The sequence below is a fragment of the Pseudomonas sp. LBUM1655 genome (assembly GCF_059716085.1).
In genome coordinates this window covers 224,817-244,779 of the sequence record NZ_CP166801.1, presented here as the reverse complement: position 1 = coordinate 244,779, position 19,963 = coordinate 224,817, and the positions used below count along the sequence as shown (strand labels likewise).

Annotated in this window: 18 protein-coding genes; 5 read left to right on the top strand and 13 right to left on the bottom strand. The window is 59.4% G+C overall.

The features are described 5' to 3' along the window. Positions 1 to 148: 148 nt before the first annotated feature. From ACA074_RS01075 to ACA074_RS01025, 11 genes are all read right to left on the bottom strand, one after another. Positions 149 to 1,021: a transporter substrate-binding domain-containing protein gene (locus ACA074_RS01075; protein WP_497678275.1), complete on the bottom strand. Its 873-nt coding sequence runs from the start codon at positions 1,019 to 1,021 to the stop codon at positions 149 to 151. Next, positions 1,018 to 1,800: an amino acid ABC transporter ATP-binding protein gene (locus ACA074_RS01070; RefSeq protein WP_401264774.1), complete on the bottom strand. Its 783-nt coding sequence runs from the start codon at positions 1,798 to 1,800 to the stop codon at positions 1,018 to 1,020. Before ACA074_RS01070 ends, ACA074_RS01075 begins: the two co-directional genes overlap by 4 nt. Then, complete coding sequence (locus ACA074_RS01065) at positions 1,797 to 2,456, bottom strand: amino acid ABC transporter permease (protein ID WP_187679366.1); 660 nt, start codon at positions 2,454 to 2,456, stop codon at positions 1,797 to 1,799. Before ACA074_RS01065 ends, ACA074_RS01070 begins: the two co-directional genes overlap by 4 nt. After that, on the bottom strand, positions 2,437 to 3,102 hold the full coding sequence (locus ACA074_RS01060; RefSeq protein ID WP_497658455.1) for an amino acid ABC transporter permease: 666 nt from the start codon (positions 3,100 to 3,102) through the stop codon (positions 2,437 to 2,439). The genes ACA074_RS01065 and ACA074_RS01060 overlap by 20 nt, the downstream gene beginning before the upstream one ends. 501 nt (positions 3,103 to 3,603) lie before the next feature. Next, complete coding sequence (locus ACA074_RS01055) at positions 3,604 to 4,401, bottom strand: MetQ/NlpA family ABC transporter substrate-binding protein (protein WP_497615933.1); 798 nt, start codon at positions 4,399 to 4,401, stop codon at positions 3,604 to 3,606. A gap of 167 nt (positions 4,402 to 4,568) precedes the next feature. Continuing rightward, entirely contained in the window at positions 4,569 to 5,501 is a 933-nt protein-coding gene (locus ACA074_RS01050; RefSeq protein ID WP_187679363.1) for a sigma 54-interacting transcriptional regulator, read from the bottom strand. Between the two features lie 56 nt (positions 5,502 to 5,557). Continuing rightward, positions 5,558 to 6,139 carry an alpha/beta hydrolase gene (locus tag ACA074_RS01045; RefSeq protein ID WP_187679362.1) on the bottom strand — a complete coding sequence of 194 codons (582 nt, stop codon included), beginning with the start codon at positions 6,137 to 6,139 and terminating at the stop codon, positions 5,558 to 5,560. 277 nt (positions 6,140 to 6,416) lie between these two features. Continuing rightward, complete coding sequence (locus ACA074_RS01040) at positions 6,417 to 6,818, bottom strand: ExbD/TolR family protein (protein ID WP_085702758.1); 402 nt, start codon at positions 6,816 to 6,818, stop codon at positions 6,417 to 6,419. 1 nt (position 6,819) lies between these two features. Further along, positions 6,820 to 7,545, bottom strand: coding sequence for a MotA/TolQ/ExbB proton channel family protein (locus ACA074_RS01035; protein ID WP_497678274.1), 726 nt, complete (start codon positions 7,543 to 7,545; stop codon positions 6,820 to 6,822). A 45-nt stretch (positions 7,546 to 7,590) separates the two neighbouring features. After that, positions 7,591 to 8,403, bottom strand: a complete 813-nt coding sequence (locus tag ACA074_RS01030) for an energy transducer TonB (protein WP_497678273.1) — start codon at positions 8,401 to 8,403, stop codon at positions 7,591 to 7,593. A gap of 304 nt (positions 8,404 to 8,707) precedes the next feature. Beyond that, positions 8,708 to 11,068 (bottom strand): TonB-dependent receptor, encoded by a 2,361-nt coding sequence (locus ACA074_RS01025; RefSeq protein WP_497678272.1) that lies wholly within the window; start codon positions 11,066 to 11,068, stop codon positions 8,708 to 8,710. Positions 11,069 to 11,233: 165 nt separating this feature from the next. On the opposite strand from ACA074_RS01025, the gene ACA074_RS01020 reads away from it, so the two are divergent. Together ACA074_RS01020 and ACA074_RS01015 are read left to right on the top strand one after the other, a co-directional pair. Next, on the top strand, positions 11,234 to 12,178 hold the full coding sequence (locus ACA074_RS01020) for a LysR family transcriptional regulator (RefSeq protein ID WP_489879632.1): 945 nt from the start codon (positions 11,234 to 11,236) through the stop codon (positions 12,176 to 12,178). Between the two features lie 106 nt (positions 12,179 to 12,284). Further along, complete coding sequence (locus ACA074_RS01015) at positions 12,285 to 13,901, top strand: alkaline phosphatase family protein (RefSeq protein ID WP_497678271.1); 1,617 nt, start codon at positions 12,285 to 12,287, stop codon at positions 13,899 to 13,901. 197 nt (positions 13,902 to 14,098) lie between these two features. Here ACA074_RS01015 and ACA074_RS01010 read toward each other — a convergent pair whose 3' ends face one another. Continuing rightward, positions 14,099 to 15,007 (bottom strand): TauD/TfdA dioxygenase family protein, encoded by a 909-nt coding sequence (locus ACA074_RS01010; RefSeq protein WP_187679356.1) that lies wholly within the window; start codon positions 15,005 to 15,007, stop codon positions 14,099 to 14,101. 181 nt (positions 15,008 to 15,188) lie between these two features. On the opposite strand from ACA074_RS01010, the gene ACA074_RS01005 reads away from it, so the two are divergent. After that, entirely contained in the window at positions 15,189 to 16,109 is a 921-nt protein-coding gene (locus tag ACA074_RS01005) for a LysR family transcriptional regulator (protein WP_187679355.1), read from the top strand. A gap of 122 nt (positions 16,110 to 16,231) precedes the next feature. Here the strand turns inward: ACA074_RS01005 and ACA074_RS01000 are convergent, their stop codons facing one another. After that, positions 16,232 to 17,245, bottom strand: coding sequence for an ABC transporter substrate-binding protein (locus tag ACA074_RS01000; protein WP_497678270.1), 1,014 nt, complete (start codon positions 17,243 to 17,245; stop codon positions 16,232 to 16,234). Positions 17,246 to 17,540: 295 nt separating this feature from the next. Between ACA074_RS01000 and ACA074_RS00995 the strand changes: the two genes are divergently transcribed. Next, a complete protein-coding gene (locus ACA074_RS00995) occupies positions 17,541 to 19,139 on the top strand; it encodes an ABC transporter permease (RefSeq protein ID WP_497678269.1) in 1,599 nt (532 codons plus the stop codon). Then, positions 19,136 to 19,951: an ABC transporter ATP-binding protein gene (locus ACA074_RS00990; protein ID WP_497678268.1), complete on the top strand. Its 816-nt coding sequence runs from the start codon at positions 19,136 to 19,138 to the stop codon at positions 19,949 to 19,951. Before ACA074_RS00995 ends, ACA074_RS00990 begins: the two co-directional genes overlap by 4 nt. Positions 19,952 to 19,963: the final 12 nt, after the last annotated feature.

Below are 19,963 nucleotides of genomic sequence, written 5' to 3'. Positions count from 1 at the left end.
ATACGCCGACCTGATCATGCTGTACCGGATCCATAATCGACTCGGTATTTCAGGTCGATGTTCGACGCAAGACAACTCGGTCGGCCCCCTCTCCCTCCGGGAGAGGGCTGGGGTGAGGGGAAAGTCTCACCGCCGATCTACCAGGCACTCACCCCTGCCACTTGCCACCCTCAACAATCACGCTCTCAGGATTGGTGTCATCACTCAATTCTTTACGCACATATTGGTCGTACAGCTTGAGCAGATATTTCTCTTCACCCAGTTTGGCCAATTCGGTATTCACCCAGTCACGCAACTCGATGTTGCCCTTCTTCACCGCCGGCGCAATCGGCGCTTCAGCCCCGAGCTTTTCATCCAGCACGCGATAGCCCGGGTTCTGCTTGGCCCAGCTGAACAGCACAAGATTGTCCTGCGCATAGGCGTCGCCACGGCCATTGGCCAAGGCTTGCAGCGACTCGGAGTTTTTCTCGAACTTCAGTAGCTTCCAGTCCGGGTGATTCTTGGTCAGCCAGATATCCGCCGTCGTACCCGTGGTAACGATGGTGGTGCGAGTCGCCAGGTCATCGAGGTTTTTCACTGAGCTGTTCTGCGGCACCAGTGCCTGCACCGCCACCTTGAGGTTCGGATTGGTGAATTCCACCGCTTCCTTGCGCTCCGGAGTGACAGTCATGTTGGCGAGGATCAGGTCGACCTTGTCGCTTTGCAGGAAGGGAATGCGGCTCGCCGGTTCCACCGCGACGAACTCGACCTTGTTCTCGTCGCCGAGCAGATCCTTGGCGAATTGGCGGCCGATGTCGGTATCGAAACCGACATAGCGCCCTGCCTCATCGACGAAGCCGAACGGCGGCTTGTCGGTAAAGACGCCGACGATCAGTTTGTCGCGGGCTTTGATCTTGTCCAGATAACCGGCCGGCGCGGTGCTTTCGCTGGCGACTTTGGGCTTTGGCGGTTCTTCGGTTTTATTGCAGCCGGCGAGCAATGCGAGGCTGAGGAGTGGCAGTAAAAAAGCGGCAGTTTTCATAGCAGTTCAAGTTCCTTTGTCGGATTCGTTTTGGGCAGTGTTGCAACGAAGGAGAACTTCTCCAGGAACTGCTGCGCGCGTGCGGTTTGCGGGTTCGTAAAGAAAATCTCGGGCGGGGTCTGTTCGAGGATGCGTCCGGCATCCATGAACACGATGCGATCGGCCACCGCGCGGGCGAAGGCCATTTCATGGGTGACGATCAACAGGGTCATGCCCTCGCGGGCCAGGCCCTGAATCACTTGCAGCACTTCCTTGACCATCTCTGGATCGAGGGCGGCGGTGACCTCGTCGAAGAGCATCACCCGTGGGTTCATGCACAGCGAACGGATGATGGCGATGCGTTGTTGCTGGCCACCGGAGAGCTGTCTTGGATAAGCATCACGCTTGTCCGCCAGACCGACGCGATCAAGCAAGGCTTCGGCTTGTTGCTGCGCTTCACGGCGCTGACGCTTCTGCACTTTAAGCGGGCCGAGCAGCACGTTGTCGAGCACGCTCATGTGCGGGAACAGGTGATAACTCTGGAACACCATGCCGATCTGCTGACGCACTTCGCGCCAGTCGGTGGTCTTGTCCAGCAGTTCGCGCCCGGCAAATTTCAGGCTGCCGCTGTGAGCGCTTTCCAGACCGTTGAGGCAACGCAGCAAAGTGCTTTTGCCGCAACCGCTGGGGCCGAGGATGACGATCACTTCGCCTGACTGCACGTGCAGGTCGACGCCGCTGAGCACCTGTTGCTCGCCGTAGAATTTGTTGAAACCGTGAAACTCGATCAATGCACTCATGCTTGCGTCCAGCGCCGCTCCAGCACGCGCGAGGCGGCCGAGAGCGGGTAGCAGATGAAAAAGAAAAACAGGAACAGCGCGCCGTAGATCAGCACCGATTCGTAGGTGCGCTCGATGATCTGCTGGCCGACCTTGATCACGTCGACCACGCCGATCAGCACCGCCAGCGAACTGGTCTTGATGATTCGCGTGTAGACGTTGATGGTCGGCGGCGTCATGCGTTTCAGCGCTTGCGGCAGCAGCACGTAACCGAAGAGCTGCGGGGCGCTCAAGCCAATCGACAACCCCGCCTCACGCTGCCCGCGCGGCAACGAATGCAATGCGCCGCGCGCCACTTCACCCACTTCGCTGGCGCCCCACAGCGACAACACCAGCACCGCGCACCAGAAGCTCGGCAGGCTGACGCCAAAGAAAATCGGCAGACCAAAAAACAGCAAGTACAGCCAGACCAGCACCGGAATCGCCCGGAACAGCTCCAGATACACCCGCAGAATCGCGTTCAGCCACGTCACATTGAGTGTGCGCAATACGCCGTAGAGCACACCGCCAACGGTGCTGATGGCGATGCTCAGGAAGGAGATCGACAAGGTTTGCCCGGCGCCTTTTGCCAGTTGCGGCAACGACACCCAGAGCAATTCAAGACCCGAACTGGCCATGCTGGAGCCTCCTTTCCAGGCGGCTGAGCAACAGCGACAGCGGCAAAAACAGCAGCACGCAAATCAGCGTCAGCACGGCGAGCATTTCGTAGGTTTTGTAGTAGAGCGCGATATAGCTCTTGGTGGTGTAGAGGATTTCCGGCACCGCCACCGCCGAGACGATCGTGGTTTCCTTCAGCAGGAAAATGAAATTGGCGAACAGCGACGGCAGGCTGAGGATCCCCGCTTGCGGCAGGATCACGTAGCGCAACAACTGGCCGTGGGACAGGCCGATGGAGCGGCCCGATTCCAGTTGCGCCTGCGGCACCGCATCGACGCCCGCACGCAGCACTTCGGTGAGATAGGCGCCACCGAGGAAGGTCATGGTGATGATCGCGGCGGTGAAGCCGGAGACTTTGATCCCCAGCGCCGGCAAGGCGAAATAAACGAAGAACAACTGGATCAGCAACGGCGTGTTGCGCGCCAGCTCCACATACAGGCCGACGGCGCGCTGCAAGTAAGGCGTGCGGAACACCAGAATCGTCGCATTGAGCAGCGCCACCAGCAGCGAGGTGCCAATGGCGATCAAACCGACCTGCAGCGTCACGCCCACGGCTTTGAGAAACGCCGGCAGGGTGCTGAGCATAAAAGCGTAATCGAAGGTCATGAAACGTCCTGTACGCCGCTCGGTAAGCGACGGTGGTGCAGTCCATGGACAGCGGATAACTGCCCTGCAGGAAGCGACTTTAAAGGTATAAAAACGAGAATTTAAATACCGTTAAAGCATATTGATATCACCCAAAAAACTATCCTGTGGGTTTGCCGGGAAGGAATAAGAAGGCTATTTTTCCTTTCGCTGTAGGAAGGATCTTTTTTTCATGAAAGCCCTCCAAGGACGAACAGCTTTTGGCCAGACTCCCCCGGCCGAACCATTACAAGGAAGAGAACATGGACGTAAAAGTGCCGCAGCGACTGGATCCGCAGGACATCGTGAAATTGCTTATGGCGTTGCGCCGCGCGTTGAAAGCGCAAACGGCCTGAGCCGTTAACCTGCTCATTCCCACGCTCTGCGTGGGAACGATCATGAATCGAGCACACACAAAAACGCCGATGACTATCACTAGCCATCGGCGTTTTTACATCTTGAAGGGTTCACTCAAGCGTCAGATCAGAACGCCGGCAGTACCGCGCCGTTGTACTTCTTCTCGATGAACGCTTTGACTTCCGGGCTGGTCAGGGCTTTGGCCAGTTTCTGGATGGCGTCGCTGTTCTTGTTGTCCTCACGGGCAACGAGGAAGTTCACGTAAGGCGAATCAGCACCTTCGATCACCAGCGCATCCTTGTTCGGGTTCAAACCGGCTTCCAGCGCGTAGTTGGTGTTGATCATGTCCAGATCAACTTCCTTCAGAACGCGTGGCAGCAGAGCCGATTCCAGTTCCTTGAACTTGAAGTTGTGCGGGTTCTTGGCGATGTCTTTCGGGGTTGCCAAGGCGTTTTTCGGGTCTTTCAACTCGATCAGACCAGCCTTCTGCAGCAGGATCAGAGCGCGGCCGCTGTTGCTGCCTTCGTTCGGGATGGCGATGGTTGCGCCGTCCGGCAGTTCAGCCAGCGTCTTGTACTTGCTCGAGTAGCCACCGAACGGTTCAACGTGCACGCCTTGCACAGTCACCAGGTACTTGGACTTGTCATCCTTGTATTTGCCCTGGTTGAAGCTGTTCAGGTACGGCAGGGTCTGGAAGTAGTTGGCATCCAGACGCTTTTCGCCCACCTGTACGTTCGGCTGCACGTAGTCGGTGAAGACTTTGATTTGCAGATCCACGCCTTCTTTGGCGAGGGTCGGCTTGATCAGCTCAAGAATTTCAGCGTGCGGCACCGGGGTCGCCGCGACGACCAGTTTCTCGCCGGCCTGGGCCAGGGAAGCCGTCAGAGCAGCCGCCAATGCGGTAAACAACAGAACCTTTTTCATGCAGTGTCCTTATCGAAAATCACGGTCGCTGATGGCGACGGCATCTAATACGTGTGCCAGTGAAGTGATATCGCTGGCGTGAGGCGGACAATACCGGGATTTTTTATTCCCGGACAATAACGTTTATTCAGCTTCATATTCCATTTTGTTCATGTTGAACGAAATGGTTACAAACGCTCGCTCAAACTAATCAGCAACTCTTTCAACGCCTTACGTTCGCCAACGCTGCCACCGATGTTGATTTGCGTCACCAGCCGTTCGATTTGAACCTGCGGGCCAGACGCGTCGGGCAGGTTCAGGTGCTCCGGCAAGATCTCGTCGCCGGTGCTCACCAGCAAGGCAAAGTGAATGACGTTTTCCAGCTCACGGGTGTTGCCCGGCCAGCTATGTTGCTCCAACAGATGCTGCGCCGCCTCACTGATCAGCGGCACTGGCAGGTCCAGACGTTGGCTGTAGATGCCGAGGAAATACTCGGCCAGCGAGAGGATGTCGCCGATTCGCGCGCGCAGCGCCGGCAACTCCAGTTGCCCTTCACTGAGGTAATGGTAGAGCCGCTCGTGGAATTTCCCGGCGTCCACCGCTTGCGCCAGATCAATGCTGGTCGCCGCCACCAGCCGCACATCCACCGGGCTCGGCTGAGGCGCACCGACGCGGGTGACTTCGTGGTTTTCCAGCGCCGCGAGCAATTTGATCTGGATCGGCAGCGGCAGGTCGCCGATTTCATCAAGGTATAAGGTGCCGCCATTGGCCGAGCCGAACCAGCCCGCACGACTGCTGGCCGAACCGCTGTAACTGCCGGCGGCATAACCGAACAGCTCGGCATCGGCGTAGGTCGGGCTGATCGCGCCGCAATTGACGGAAACGAACAGACCACTGCGATCACTGGCGCGGTGTATGTGCCGGGCGAGCAGTTCCTTACCGGTGCCGGTCTCGCCGCGAATCAACACCGAAATCGAGCGTGGCGCCAGTTGCTCAAGCTCTTCGCGCAACTGGCGCGAACGCGGATCGACGAACACCAGCGCTTTGGCGCGAATGCTCAGGGGGCTTTTTTCCGCATCGGGAAAGGTCAGCAACGGCTGACCGAAAGTATCGAAACTCATGGCAGACTCCCGCCCACAACCGCCGGCAGACGGGGGCGCTTAAAGAAACAGGAAAATCAGGCGCGACGTCGAGCGTTATGTTCCATGCGGTTTTGCAGGCGATAGAGATAGGCAAAACCCTGCTCCCAACGCTGATGCCCGGACTTCACATTGATGTGTCCGGCACCGGCCAGAATCCCCGCCTCTGCGCCCCAGTTACGCGCCAGCTCCAGAGCACGCGGCGCGCTGACGGCGGCGTCGTTGTCGGAGCTGACGACCTGGCTGGGGAACGGCAAAAGATCGCTCGGGATCGGCGCGAAATTGCGCAGCGCCGGCGCGCAGGTCGGGCGCTCGACATCCGCTGGCGCGACCAGCAAGGCACCGCGTACCTGACGCAGGTATTGCAGCGGCGCGGTCGCCGCCCAATGGGCAACGGTGACGCAGCCCAGGCTGTGCGCGATGAGGATGACCGGCGTGCTGTCGGCGGCAATCGCCTCGGCCAGCGCGGCGACCCAGTCTTCACGGCGCGGGGTCAGCCAGTCGGCCTGTTCCACCCGCGCACTGTTCGGCAGGCTGTTCTGCCAGTGGGTTTGCCAATGATCTTCTGGCGATCCTTGCCAGCCCGGCACAATCAGGTAGCGAATTGATTCGTTGCGCATGGGGGAGCTCTCCTGCGTGTCTGTTCCTGGTCGAGTATAGGGAGGGGATTTATATTCGTTAAGGAATAAGAAGCTATTTATTAAGACCTGAAAAGCATATCTCTGTTTTGTGTAGGAGCTGCCGAAGGCTGCGATCTTTTGATCTTGATGTTTAGAGGCAAGATCAAAGGATCGCAGCCTTCGGCAGCTCCTACAGAGGAAGGGTGGGAGATAAATCGGAGATAAAAAAAGGGCCGCACCCTGCCAAGGAGACGGCCCCGGAAAATCGAAAATTCTTCTACCGCGCCGTGATCACCGACAACCTGGTAATCCCCGCCCGCTCAATCGAGGCCATGGCCCGCGCCACTTCCCCGTAATTCACTCCGTCATCCGCCTGCAACTGCACGCGCACTTCCGGGTCTTTGGCCTTGGCCGACTTGAGGTTGAACTCCAGCAAGTCCGGCTGAATTTCGTCCTTGTTGATAAACAGTTTGCCGGCGCCGTCGATGCTCACCACCAGCGGGTCTTTCTGTTCAACCGGCGCGACCGCTTCGGTCTTCGGCAGGTTGATCGGTATCGCGTTGGTCAGCAGTGGCGCGGTGACGATAAACACCACCAGCAGTACCAGCATTACGTCCACCAGCGGCGTCACGTTGATCTCGCTGAGTACCTCATCACTGTCTTGCGTGGAGAAGGCCATATCAGGACGCCTCCTTCACTTTTGCTGTATCCCCGTGCGTGGCAACCTTGTGCGCCGTCGGGTGGATCAACACGCGGAACGCACTCTTCTGCGCCAGGCTGTAGAAGTCGTGGGCAAAGTCATCCAGATCGGCGGCGGTCAGTTTCAAACGCCGCAAAAAGTAGTTGTAAACCAGCACCGCTGGTACTGCGACGGCAATCCCCACACCCGTCGCGACCAGTGCCGCACCGATCGGACCCGCCACCGTTTCCAGGCTCGCCGAACCAGCCGCGCTGATGCCCTTCAACGCTTCCATGATTCCCCACACCGTGCCGAACAAACCAATGAACGGCGACGTACTACCAATACTCGCGATCACCGCCAGACCGGTCTCCAGCGAACGTCGTTCGCGGACGATCTGCTGACGCAAGGCACGCTCCAGACGATCCTGATGGTTGATCGCATGGCTCAAATCATTGGCCTGCGGCGCCTCGCCCACCTGAATCGCCGCGTAACCGGCCTGTGCCACCCGCGCGGCGGCGCCGGGTTGGGTTTCGCTCAACTCGGCGGCGGCATCCAGACTCGACGCCGCCCAGAAGCGTTTGTGAAATTTGCGATCCTGCGCTTTCAGACGGCCGAACTGCACAGCCTTTAGCAGCGCCAGCCCCCAAGTCGCGACGGAAAAAACCACCAGCAGCCAGATCACCGCGCTTTCGATGGATTCCAGTGGAGATGCCAGTAACGTCATGATGTGTTCCCTCGTGTAAACATTTCGCGCGAATTAGGTTTCGGTTTAATGAATCTTGAAATCAATGGGCACGCTGACCCAGCCGTCCTGGGCGACATCACCCTGCTTGGCCGGAACAAAACTCCAACGCTTGACCGCGTTTAATGCGGCGTCGTCGAGTTGCTGCCGGCCACTGTTTTTCTGAATCTGGATCTCACCCGGTTTACCGCTCGCCAGCACATGCACGCGCAGCAACACCGTGCCTTCCCAACCGCGTCGCTGAGCCAGCGACGGATATTCCGGCGCCGGGTTCTTCAGGTATGCGGCGTTGGCCGAGGCCGGCGTTACCGGCGCCGGCGCGGGTGGTGCAGGTGGCGCCGGGGCAGCGGCTGGAGCTGTCGGTTGTGGCGGTGCGGGTGGCTGTTGAACGGCTTTGGGGGCCGGTTGCTCGACTGGTTTCACCACGGGTTTCGGTTTGGGTTTCGGGATCAGTTTCGGTGGCGGGGGTTTTACCGCCAGTTCGTCCTCCACCGGCGGCGGCTCGACCACAGGCGCGGGAGGTGGCGGCTTGACCACCGGTGGCGCTGGCGGTGCCGGGCGCGAAAACTCGATGGTCATCGGTGGAATTTCCGGCGGCACAATCGGCAGCGCCGGGGTTGGATGCTGATTGATCCAGTAGATCACCGCGCCGTGCACCACCAAGGCCAGCACACCGAGCAGGATCGTTTCGCGCCGGCTCAGAATGCCTTTGGGCGCACGCTGCAAACGCAGCTGCCCCAACGGCACGCGATGGAGCCGGCCTAGATCGACCAATTCGCCACTCGGCGTCTGGCGCCACAGCAATTCCTGTGCGCTGGCGGCGGTCTGGACATTGCCCATTGATACACTCCCTGCGGTCTTTTTTACGTTCTCTGCAAAAACTGCCGATTCACCGTTTGTTGAATCCCCCACGGCGAATCGCTGGTGAATCATTGGGGCTAGACGCTTATCTCTGAAAGTAATCTTTAACGTTATGGATAGGCGTTTATGGAATATGAGTTTTGATAAATTACGCCAAAGCCACGCGCCACAAGGGCTGTAGGGATGGACTGAAAAACACATGCTTTTCAGGCATTGAAAGTATTCACACAGCGCATTGATTTCGCCTGTCGGGGCAGCATCACGCAGCCCCTTGAAGGATCAATCAGAAGTCGTAGCGACCGGTGACGCCAAGGGTGCGCGGGGTGCCGAGCAGGCCTTCATAACCGCCGTTGCCGCCGGTCCACAGGGTCGTGTAGTAGGTTTTGTCGAAGGCATTTTTCAGCCACAGCGAGACGTCCCACTGACCCTGATTGAAATCGCCGCGAAGGCCGGTGGAGAAGTTGACCACCGCGTAACTCGGGATCTGGCCGTAGTCGGAATCCTCGACCGTGCCCACCGCTTTTGAGCGGAACGCATAGCTGGCGGTGACGTAGGGTTCGAAGCCGTTATCCAGATTCCATTTGTATTCGCCGTTGGCGTTGCCGATCCATTTCGAGGCGCCGACCACTTGATGGCCGCTGAGGTCGCAAGAGGCCGGCGCGCCAGGCGCCTGGCTGACTTCCGGAGGGCACGGGGCATCTTTGTACGAGAGGTAGCTGACGTCGTTATAGGAGCCGTTGATGTTCAGGGTCAGTCCACGTAGCGGGATCACCGTGCTTTCGAACTCGACGCCGCGCGAACGCACAGAACCGGCGTTGGTCAGGTATTGCACGCGGTTTTCGGCGTCGTAAGCGTTGGTCTGGTAGGCGTTGACCTGCGTCCAGAACACATTGGCGTTGAATTGCAGCCGGTGATCCCACAGCGTGCTTTTGAAACCGAGTTCGGCGTTGTTGGCGCGCTCGGTGCCGATCAGCAACGAGTCGGCGCCGGCCACCGGAGCCGAACCCACCGCAAGGTTGACCCCGCCGGACTTCTCGCCGTGGGACAGCGTGGCATAGGTGAGTACGTCATCGGTGATGCGGTAGCTAAGGTTGAGCAGCCCGGACGGGCTGGAGCTGTACTGGTTCAAGTCGCCGGAATCGTAGGCGCCCGCCCGCCCGCGTCGCGCCGTTGCGGCAGCACCGGTGACCGTCGCGCCACCGACCGGGGCATTGCGCGTGACCCAGGCGCTTTTTTCTTCATAGGTGCCGCGCACCCCGGCGGTGAAATCCAGGCGCTCGGTGAGGTGCCATGTGCCTTGGGCGAACAGGGCAAAACTGTCGGTCTTGATGTGGCCGTTACCGACGCTGGTCACATTGGCCAAAGCACCGGCCGGCGTGCCGTTCCAGATATCCGCTTGCGGGCCGTAATAAGCGAAGGACTTGTTGTCCAGATTGTTGCCGAAATAGTACGCACCGACGACGTAATCAAAGAACTCGCCCTTGGGCGAGGCCAGACGAAATTCCTGCGAATACTGTTTGTCTTCCACCGACACCCCGGCGTTGTAGCTCGCCGGAACGTTCAGACCATCGTCGTTTTTCGGGGTGAAATTCCAGAAACGATAGGAACTGACCGAGGTCAGGGTGAAGTCGCTCGGCAGCGTCCAATTGGCCTCAACCGACGTGCCGCCCTGATGCACGGTGACGTGCTGGTCGTTGTCCAGATTGACCTTGCGGTGCGAGCCATTGACCAGCGTCGCGCCGGCCGCATTGGCTCGTGACTCGTAGAGATTAACGCCGTTGATGGTCGGCCCGGTGTTGTACAGCACGCGAGTGCCGGCGCTGGAGTCCTCTTCGTTGTAGTCGCCAATCCAGCGTAAATTGAAGTCTTCGTTGGGCTTGAACAGCAGTTGCGCACGGAAGCCTTCGCGTGAACCGCCGTTGAGGTCATGGCCGTCGTATTCGTTCTTGATGTCGCCATCGCTGCGCGTGCGATAAGCCGAAAAGCGCCCGGCGAGCTGATCGTTGAGCGGCCCGGAAATCGTGCCCTTGGTCTGGAAGTAGCCGTCCTCGCCGACCGAGGTTTCAATGCTGCGCTCAGGGGTGAAGGTTGGTGCGCGGGTACTGATGTTGATCACCCCGGCCGTGGTGTTTTTGCCGAACAGCGTGCCTTGCGGCCCTCGCAAAACCTCAAGCTGTTCGATGTCCATCAGATCGAAAACCGCCATCCCCGGGCGGCCCAGATAGACGTTGTCGATGTACAGACCGACGCTGCCTTCCAGGCCATCGCTGGCCGGGTTGTTGCCCAATCCGCGAATCGACACGCTGGACTGGCGCGCATGCATGTAGGCGACGTTGACGCTGGGCACCAGTTGCTGCAAATCCTGAATCCGGTAGACCCGCTGCGTCTCCAGATTCTGCCCGCTGACCACGCTCATCGGCGTCGGCACATCCTGCGAACTTTCTTCGCGGCGGCGGGTGGTGACAGTCACCGTTTCCAGTTGTGAGCTGTTAGCCACAGGTTTGCCTGCTGGAACCGGCGCCGGGGTTTCGGTATCGGCGGCGTAGCTGTGAGTCCAACTGGCGCTCCCCGCCAGTAACAGGGCCAGAGGCAGGCGTTTGAGCCGTCGTGGTGTGAGGGGTGACGCAAGGTTCAACGGACTCATGGCGCGGCTCCTGGTCAAAAAACACACAGACATCTTCAGCTCTGCATATTCTTTAAAGTTATTTATTTATGTATTTACAAAGATTTACTGCATAAGAGATTGCCTTTATAAGGAGTCGACCTAATGCATATCCAATGCATTTCCCGGATATTTTTTATGTGAAAAATGCATATCGATTTGCGTCAACTTCGTCACTTCATCGCCCTGGCTGAACAACGCAGCTTCGTCGCCGGCGCGCAGGCGGTGAACCTGTCGCAGTCGGCGTTCAGTCGCAGCATTCAGGCGCTGGAGCACAGCGTTGGCTGTCAGTTGGTTGATCGCGGGCGCAAGGAATTGCCACCGACCAAACAAGGCCAGGTACTGCTCGAACATGCGCGGCGGCTGGTCAGCGGTGCGCAGCAGATGGCCAACGAGATCAGCCAGTTCAATGGCCTCGAGGCGGGGGAGTTACGTTTCGGTTGTGGCCCTGCGCCAGCGGCGGGATTGGTCCCGCGGGCGATCGGCAGTTTCATCGGGCGTTACCCGAAAGCGCGGGTGCAGTTTCAGGTCGATGACTGGCAGAGCTTGAGCAAGCGCCTGCTCAGTGAGGAGTTCGAATTCTTTGTCGCTGACACGCGGCACTTCGAGGCTGATCCGGATTACCTGACGCATCGGCTGCGCCCGCGCAAATGGCATTTCTGCTGCCGCGCCGGGCATCCGCTGAGCGGTTTTGATCGGGTCTCGGCCGAGCAATTGATGAGCTACCCGCTGGCGGTGAGCATCCGTCCGCCGAACCTGCGCAAGGTCATCGTCGACCTCAGCGGCCGGCCGGATTTCACGCCGAATGTGGAGTGTGAAAACAGTTCCAGCCTGTTGAGTGTGGTGCTGCGTTCGGACGCGATCGGGATTGTCGGCGCGTATTCCGATGCGCTGCATCAGGCCAAGGGAGATCTGGTGTGTTTGAAGATCGAAGGTCTGGCCGATGATCTGGAAGAGTTGTACACCCGCTATGGGATTGTCAGTCGGGCGGGGTATCGGCTGTCGCCGCTGGCTGAGGCGATGATTGAGCAGATCAAGGCGATTGATGCGGTGGATGAAGAGGTGTGTTCACTGGATGGGCTCGCTGTCTGATCGGTCGCCGATGCATCCACTGCATAAAACCCATTCCCCAAATGCACTTGCCGAACACCCCCATCCAAAGCGAAAACCCTCGCCTGTCTCTCTGACCGGTGAACCCATGTCCCTGCCTGAAAAACCCGTGCGCAACGTGCTGTACATCATGTGCGACCAACTACGCCGCGATTACCTGTCCTGCTACGGCCACCCGCATTTGCACACGCCGAACATCGATCGCCTGGCCGAAGCCGGGGTGCGTTTCAGCCGCGCTTACACCCAAGGCACGATCTGCGGCCCGTCGCGGATGTCGGCCTACACCGGCCGCTATGTCAGCAGCCATCAAGTGGCGTGGAACGCCGTGCCGCTGCCGCTGGAAGAGCTGACCATCGGCGATTACCTGCGCCCCCACGGCATTCGTACTGCGCTGGTCGGCAAGACCCACGCCACAGCTAATGTCGACGCCCTGCAGCGACTGGCGATCAACCCCGCAAGCGCACAGGCCGAAGTGCTCAACGAGGTCGGCTTCGAACCGTACTTTCGCCACGACGGGATCTTCCCCGATGACCCGCTGTTCGACGACAAACGCGAATCCGCGCCCTACACCCATTACCTGCGCGAACAAGGTTTCGACGGGCGAAATCCCTGGCACGACTGGGCCAACGCTGCCGAAGGCGAGAACGGCGAAATCCTCAGCGGCTGGAAAATGCGTAATGCACATTTGCCAGCACGAATTCCCGAGCAACACTCAGAGACTGTCTACACTACAAATCGAGCCATCGACTTCATCACCGAGCAAGGTGAGAAACCATGGTGTTTGCACCTCTCGTACATCAAACCGCACTGGCCCTATATCGTACCTGCGCCGTACCACGCCTTGTACAGTACGAAATCGATTCTCGAACCGGTCCGCGCGACGCCCTCCGAAGCCAGTAAACACCCCGTATACGCTGCCTTTCGCCAGCATGAAGAAAGCCTCAACTTCTCCCGCGATTCAGTACGATTGAATGTAATCCCGACCTACATGGGCCTGATCAAGCAAGTGGATGATCAGCTCGGACGGCTGTTCGATTTTCTGCAAAGTAATGGCCGCTGGGATGACACGCTGATCGTGTTCACCAGTGATCACGGCGACTTTCTGGGCGATCACTGGCTGGGCGAGAAGGAGTTTTTGCTTGAGCAAGCGGTGGGCGTGCCGCTGATCGTGCGTGATCCTCGGGCGGCGGCGGATGTCACTCGTGGAACAGTCGATGATCGACTGGCGGAAACCATCGACGCGTTGCCGACGTTTCTTCAGGCGTTGGGACTGCCGCAGGCGGAACATCGACTGGAGGGCCGCTCGCTGATACCGCTTTTACACGGCGAGAATCCGGATTGGCGCCGCTATGCAATCAGCGAATATGACTACGCGTTTCAAGCGCCGGCGCGGGAGCGACTGGGTCAACCGATTGACCGTTGCCGCATGACCATGGTGCGTAGCGAGCGTTGGAAATACCTGGCGTACGACGGCTTCAGGCCACAGCTGTTTGATCTGCTGAATGATCCGCAGGAATTGCGTGATTTGGGTGAAGACCCGGCTTACGCGGCGGTGCGCGAGGAGCATGCGGGGTATCTGTTTGAGTGGGTGCGGGGGTTGAAGCGGCGTACCACCATCAGCCATCAGGAGATCGATTTGCGCGGGCAGCGGTTTCGCTACGGAGAGCCGGAAACCGAGAAGGTTGTTCAGATTGGTGTCTGGTAGCGGGAAGAACCCCTCACCCTAACCCTCTCCCGGAGGGAGAGGGGACTGAATGGGGGATATTTCAGAGGTACACCGACCTGATCGTGCTTCACCGAATCCATAATCGATAAGGTCTTTCAGGTCGATGCATAACGCGAGACAACTCGGTCGGCTCCCTCTCCCTCTGGGAGAGGGCTGGGGTGAGGGGCTTTTGATCTTCAGTCACGACCTTTGATCGTCTGACTACGCTGCCCCGAAGCCCCCACAGGCACTTCCCCCTTCAACGTCACCCGACGCACCACCCGATCCTGGGTGCCGTAATCATCAATCGCGTAATGCTGGGTCGAGCGGTTATCCCAGATCGCCACATCACCAGCCTTCCAGCGCCAGCGCACGGTGTTTTCCTGACGGATTACATGACTCTGCAACAGCCCGAACAGATGCGCCGAATCCGCTTGCGAATAACCCTTGATGCGTTTGACGAAATGCCCCAGCAGCAAGCTCTTCTCGCCGCTGATCGGGTGGACGCGCACCACGGGGTGCTCAGTCTCGTAAACGGTAGACGTGAAGATTTTGCGATAGCGCTCAAGCTTCTCCGCCGAGACGTCCGGCTTGGCGCTGGCGTAGTCGTATTCGTTGCTGTGCACGGCGACCAGTTTGTCGGCCAATTCACGCAGTTCGGACGGCAGTTCGTTGTACGCGGTGGCGGTGTTCGCCCACAGGGTGTCGCCGCCGAACGCCGGAGCGACTACCGAGCGCAGGATCGAGGCTTTCGGGTAGGCATCGACGAAAGTCACGTCGGTGTGCCACGAGTTGGCGCGCTGACCCTCGGCACCGTCCAGTTCCAGCAGATAACGAGTGCCCTCACGCGACGGCACGGTCGGATGCGCCACCGGCTCACCGAGCAAATGGGCGAAGGCTTCCTGACGCTGATCGTCGAGTTGGGTCTGCTCGCGGAAGAACACGACCTTGTAGTCAATCAGTGCCTGTTGAATGGCTTCGACGGTGGCGGCGTCCAGCTCACCAGACAAGTGCACGCCACGAATCTCGGCGCCGATACGACCGGCCACCGGATGAATTTCCAGCGCATGGACAGCGGGTTTTACAGCGAGTGCGGCATTGCTCATGGGTAGACCCTCATCGACTGCTTGCGGTTGGACGGCAGCGAAACATCGCTCTATCTATATTCCTTTTACATCTAATAGATATTCATATGCTTCTTTGACGGAATAAGAGCTTGCATTTAAAACCTCTAGCAACCCTCGTCGCAAATGCCTTCGAGCTATTTTTAGGATGCCGGAAAAGCATATGGATCTTCGCCAGTTGCGCTACTTCATCGCCCTCAATGAACATCGCAGTTTTGTCCGCGCGGCGGACGCGATGGGCATCACCCAACCGGCGTTCAGTCGCAGCATTCAAGGGCTGGAGCAAGAGTTCGGCTGCGTGCTGGTGGATCGCGGCAACAAGGATTTGCGCCCCACGCCCGAGGGCCAGGTGGTGCTGCAACACGCCCTGACGCTGGTGCAGGGCGCGGCGTTGCTGAGCGCCGAAGTGACGCAGATGACCAAGCTCGATGCCGGCGAAGTTCACTTCGGCTGCGGGCCGGCGCCCGCGGTGAAACTGGTGCCAGACGCGGTGGCGCAGTTCATCAACGCGCACCCGAAAGTACGCACCTGCTTTCAGGTGGATAACTGGGAAAAACTCAGCCGCGCCCTGAGCCGCGAGGAGATCGAATTCTTCATTGCCGACATCCGCCATTTCGAGGCCGACCCGAACTTCCAGACCCAGCCACTGACGCCCAAGCGCGGGGTATTTTTCTGCCGGCCGGGGCACCCGCTTTTGGCCAAAGAAAGCCTGTCGACCAACGACATGTTCGACTATCCGCTGGCGGCCACGCTGATCCCTCCGGGCATTCGCAAACTGCTGGCGAACCTCAGCGGCCGGATCGATTTTTCACCGACCATCGAGACCGAGCATTTCCCGGCGCTGGTGAAAGTGGTGCTGCAATCGAATGCGATCGGCATCGGCACGGAAGAGGCGTTTTGCGAGGACATTGCCCAGGGTTCGCTGGTGCTGCTGCACTGGCGCAATCTGCCGCAGAACCTGGAGAGCATGAATGCGCGGTGCGGGATTGTCAGTCGTACCGGGTTTCGGCTGTCGCCGGCGGCGCGGGCGATGATCGAAACGTTGGTGGCGGTGGACAAGCAGAAAGTCAGCGTCGCTGTTTAGGGCCCTTTCGCGAGCAGGCTCGCTCCCACAGTGATTCGGTGGCGAATGCAGAATTGGTATTCACCCAAGATCCCTGTGGAAGCGAGCCTGCTCGCGAAGAGGCCTGACCAGACACCAGAGTTTTAGAGCTTGGCTGCAGCGAGTTCAGGCGCCACCCAATCGGTCACTTTGAACGGCTTGCGAATCAGCCGTTGCTGCGCTGCCAGATCCACCTTGTCCTGCAAGCTGCCAAGGAACACAGGGTCCAGCGTCGACGGGAATATATCGCTCAACTTCTGATCCTGTAGATCCTGGGTCAGGATCACCGGCGGATAACTCGCCAGCCCCGAGACCAACTGCACGTAAGCGTCCTTGTTGCTGTCCTGAGTCAGCCACTCCACCGCTTGCTGCTGAGCCTTGAGCAGTTTCGCCACGGCCTCCGGGTGGGCATCGACGAATTTGCCTGTCCCGACCAGCACCGACTGCACACTCCCCGCGCCACCGAGATCCTTGGTGTTCAGCGGCAGTTCGGCCAAGCCTTTGGCTTGCAGAGCGGCCAAGCCTGAACTGCCCCACGACGCATCAATCTGCTTCGCTGCCAGCGCCGCGACCGCCGCACTGAAATCAAGGTTGATGACCTTCAGGTCTTTTTCGCTCAGGCCTTGGCTGGCCAACGCCGCATCGAATGACAACTGCGTCGCTGTACCACGAAAGATCGCCACGCGCTTGCCCTTGAGATCCTGCAGGGTCTTGATCCCCGAACCCGGCACCACGCCCAGATACTGCTTCACGCCACGGGCGCTGGCGCTGAGCAACCGCGTATCGAGGCCATTGGACTTGCCGATGATTGCCGCCAGATCGCCCAGATACGCCAGATCGACCTGACCATTGGCGAACGCCTCGTTGATCACCGGCCCCGCCCCCTTGAAAAAGCTCCACTGAATCTTGATGCCCTGCTCGGCGAAGGCCTTTTCGAAGATTTGCTGATCGCGCAGCACATCGACCACACCGCCGCCACTGTGCTGGGTGCCCGCACTCAGATCGGGCACAGCGATCCTGATTTCCTTAAGGTCGTCGGCGTGGGCGGTAAACGCCAGAAAACCCGCCAGCGCCGGAGCGGTAAACAGACTGATGACACGTTTGAAGGGAAGGTTCATGGATGCGGCTCCTTGATCACGACGGGCGTTGAGGAGCCGAAAGTAGGCTGAAGGAGCACCTTCGCATAAATACTATAAATTCACATTTTTATAGCTTTTTGCGCTAAGCAAGCAGCGATAAGGCCTGCAGCGGCGTATGCATTGACAGCATCGAAAATATTCTTCGAATGCATTGGATGCGTGTGGGCCAGAAGCCTTAAATGGTCTGGCTTATCTCCCAATAGCATTGATTTGAATTTTGTTAGATCAATTTTGCATACAGGTCTGTCTGCAACCCGACAACGGAGGTCACCCCATGGCCCGTGATTCCTTGCTCAGCCTGCCGCTGCCGGCGCCACCGCTCAAAACGCGCCGCACGGGGCCAAGCCTCAATCAACGCCTGTTGCCGTGGCTGCTGCCGCTCAGTCTGTTCGCGCTGTGGTGGCTGGCCGCGCGCAACCAATGGATGAGCGAACAGATTCTGCCGGCGCCGTCATTGGTGTGGAACAGCGCGGTCGAGCTGTCTCAGGGCGAGTTGTGGGGTCATCTGTGGATCAGTCTGCAACGGCTGTTCTGGGGACTGCTCGCCGGGATTTCGGCAGGCGCCGTGCTCGGTGCAGCGCTGGGCTTCAGCCGCCGCCTCGAACGTTTGATCTTCCCGACCTTCGCCGGCCTCGCCCAAGTGCCGACGCTGGCGTGGATTCCGCTGTTCATGGTGTTTTTCGGCATCGGCGAAGTACTGAAACTGGTGGTGCTGATCAAAGCCATTGTGGTCCCGGTGACGCTGCACACCTTGGTCGGCGTACGCGATGCGCAACCGAAACTGCGCGAAGCCGCTGCCGTGCTGCGCCTGCCGGCGCATTTGCTGATCCGCCGTCTGGTCCTGCCCGCCGCCCTTCCCGCGTTCATGGCCGGTGTGCGCCTGGCGCTGGCCGCCGGTTGGACATCGTTGCTGGCGGTTGAACTGCTGGCCTCCAGTGAAGGCATCGGGTACCTGATGGTCTGGGCGCGCCAGCTGTTCATGCTCGACATCGTTTTCGTGTGCATCGTGGTCATCGGCTTAATCGGCATGGCGATGGATCGCGGCATCGGTCTGCTGGACAAAAAACTGCTGCACTGGCCACACCCGGCCACCGCCGAAATTCGTCGCGGCCCACGCTATGAAGGCTGGCAGCGGGTGCAACCGTGGTTGCTGCCGCTGGGCTTGTTCGCGCTGTGGCAATTGGCGAGCGATCAGCAGTGGGTCGACGCGAACATTCTGGTGAGCCCGCTGGCCGTATTGAGTACAACATGGGACGGCTTGCTCGATGGCACGCTGATCAGCGGCATGGGACTCAGCCTGGGCCGCACCCTCGGTGGTTTGCTGTTGGGCGGTGGGCTCGGTTTTGCCCTGGGCTTGCTGTTGGGCCTGTCGCACATCAGCGAACGCCTGCTCGGCCCGACGCTCGCATCGATCCGCCAGATCGCGATTTTCGCCTGGGTGCCGCTGCTCACCGCGTGGTTCGGTCTGGGCGAATTGGCCAAGTGGGTGTTCGTCGCCCTCGCCGCATTCTTTCCGCTGTTTATCGCCACCCAACGCAGCGTCACCAACCTCTCGCCGCAACTCAATGAAGCGGCGCAAGTACTGCGCCTGAACCTTGGCCAGCGTTTGCGTCGACTGGTGCTTCCGGGCGCCGCACCGGGGATCTTCGCCGGGCTTCGCCTGAGCCTGATCTACGCCTGGCTCGGCACCATCGGCGCCGAATATTTCATGCCATCCAACGGCGGCATCGGCAGCCAGATGATCGGCGCGCAACAACTGCTGCGCATGGACCTGATCATGGCCGGCATGCTCCTCGTCGGCCTGACCGGCGCCCTGCTCAACCTCATTGGCCAACGCCTGGAAATTCGCGCGACCCGCTGGAGACACGCATGAACGCACCGATTGTCAGCTTCAACCATGTAGGCAAATCCTTCGACGTCGACGGTTTCGAACTGGAGGCGATTCGCGAATTCAACCTGGACATCGCCGAGGGCGAATTCGTCGCCATCGTCGGCTCCAGCGGCTGTGGCAAATCCACGTTGCTGCGCTTGCTGGTGGGCCTCGATACGCAATTTCGCGGGCAGATCACCGTCGATGGCAAAGCCGTCAGCGGCATCGGTGGCGAGCGCGGCATTGTCTTTCAGGAACACCGTTTGTTCCCGTGGCTGACGGTGGCCGACAACATCGGCCTCGGCTTGGTCAACGAACCGCTGAGCGCTGCGCAAAAGCAGCAACGTATCAACGATTTCATCGATCTGGTCGGCCTGCGCGACTTCACTCGCGCCTATCCGCACCAGCTCTCCGGCGGCATGGCGCAGCGCGTGGCGATCGCTCGCGGTTTGGTCGCCAGCCCACGCATTCTGTTGCTCGACGAGCCTTTCGGAGCCCTCGACGCACTGACCCGTCAACAGATGCAGGACGAACTGTTGGCGATCCGTAACCGGGCAAAAATCACCACGATCCTCGTCACCCACGACGTCGAAGAAGCGATCTTCCTGGCCAATCGTGTGGTGGTGATGGAGCCGCGTCCGGGGCGGATCAAGCAAGTGGTCGACATTGCCCTGCCCCATCCGCGTCAGCGCAGCAGTTTCGACTTCCATCAGTTGCGCGAAGAGCTGCTCCACGAGCTGACCAGCGACGATCATTACCAACCGACCCCGCCAGCACAGATCCGCGATCTGCCGCTGTCGTTCATTGCCTGCTGAACAGGAGTTTTC

Bases quoted from the DNA above. Each gene is read 5' to 3' on its own strand.
- ACA074_RS01040 (WP_085702758.1), bottom strand. From the start codon at position 6,818: ATGGCCTTCTCCACGCAAGACAGTGATGAGGTACTCAGCGAGATCAAC.
- ACA074_RS01030 (WP_497678273.1), bottom strand. From the start codon at position 8,403: ATGGGCAATGTCCAGACCGCCGCCAGCGCACAGGAATTGCTGTGGCGC.
- ACA074_RS00990 (WP_497678268.1), top strand. From the start codon at position 19,136: ATGAACGCACCGATTGTCAGCTTCAACCATGTAGGCAAATCCTTCGAC.
- ACA074_RS01010 (WP_187679356.1), bottom strand. From the start codon at position 15,007: ATGAGCAATGCCGCACTCGCTGTAAAACCCGCTGTCCATGCGCTGGAA.
- ACA074_RS01060 (WP_497658455.1), bottom strand. From the start codon at position 3,102: ATGACCTTCGATTACGCTTTTATGCTCAGCACCCTGCCGGCGTTTCTC.
- ACA074_RS01005 (WP_187679355.1), top strand. From the start codon at position 15,189: ATGGATCTTCGCCAGTTGCGCTACTTCATCGCCCTCAATGAACATCGC.
- ACA074_RS01000 (WP_497678270.1), bottom strand. From the start codon at position 17,245: ATGAACCTTCCCTTCAAACGTGTCATCAGTCTGTTTACCGCTCCGGCG.
- ACA074_RS01055 (WP_497615933.1), bottom strand. From the start codon at position 4,401: ATGAAAAAGGTTCTGTTGTTTACCGCATTGGCGGCTGCTCTGACGGCT.
- ACA074_RS00995 (WP_497678269.1), top strand. From the start codon at position 17,541: ATGGCCCGTGATTCCTTGCTCAGCCTGCCGCTGCCGGCGCCACCGCTC.
- ACA074_RS01050 (WP_187679363.1), bottom strand. From the start codon at position 5,501: ATGAGTTTCGATACTTTCGGTCAGCCGTTGCTGACCTTTCCCGATGCG.
- ACA074_RS01065 (WP_187679366.1), bottom strand. From the start codon at position 2,456: ATGGCCAGTTCGGGTCTTGAATTGCTCTGGGTGTCGTTGCCGCAACTG.
- ACA074_RS01045 (WP_187679362.1), bottom strand. From the start codon at position 6,139: ATGCGCAACGAATCAATTCGCTACCTGATTGTGCCGGGCTGGCAAGGA.
- ACA074_RS01070 (WP_401264774.1), bottom strand. From the start codon at position 1,800: ATGAGTGCATTGATCGAGTTTCACGGTTTCAACAAATTCTACGGCGAG.
- ACA074_RS01015 (WP_497678271.1), top strand. From the start codon at position 12,285: ATGTCCCTGCCTGAAAAACCCGTGCGCAACGTGCTGTACATCATGTGC.
- ACA074_RS01035 (WP_497678274.1), bottom strand. From the start codon at position 7,545: ATGACGTTACTGGCATCTCCACTGGAATCCATCGAAAGCGCGGTGATC.
- ACA074_RS01075 (WP_497678275.1), bottom strand. From the start codon at position 1,021: ATGAAAACTGCCGCTTTTTTACTGCCACTCCTCAGCCTCGCATTGCTC.
- ACA074_RS01020 (WP_489879632.1), top strand. From the start codon at position 11,234: ATGCATATCGATTTGCGTCAACTTCGTCACTTCATCGCCCTGGCTGAA.
- ACA074_RS01025 (WP_497678272.1), bottom strand. From the start codon at position 11,068: ATGAGTCCGTTGAACCTTGCGTCACCCCTCACACCACGACGGCTCAAA.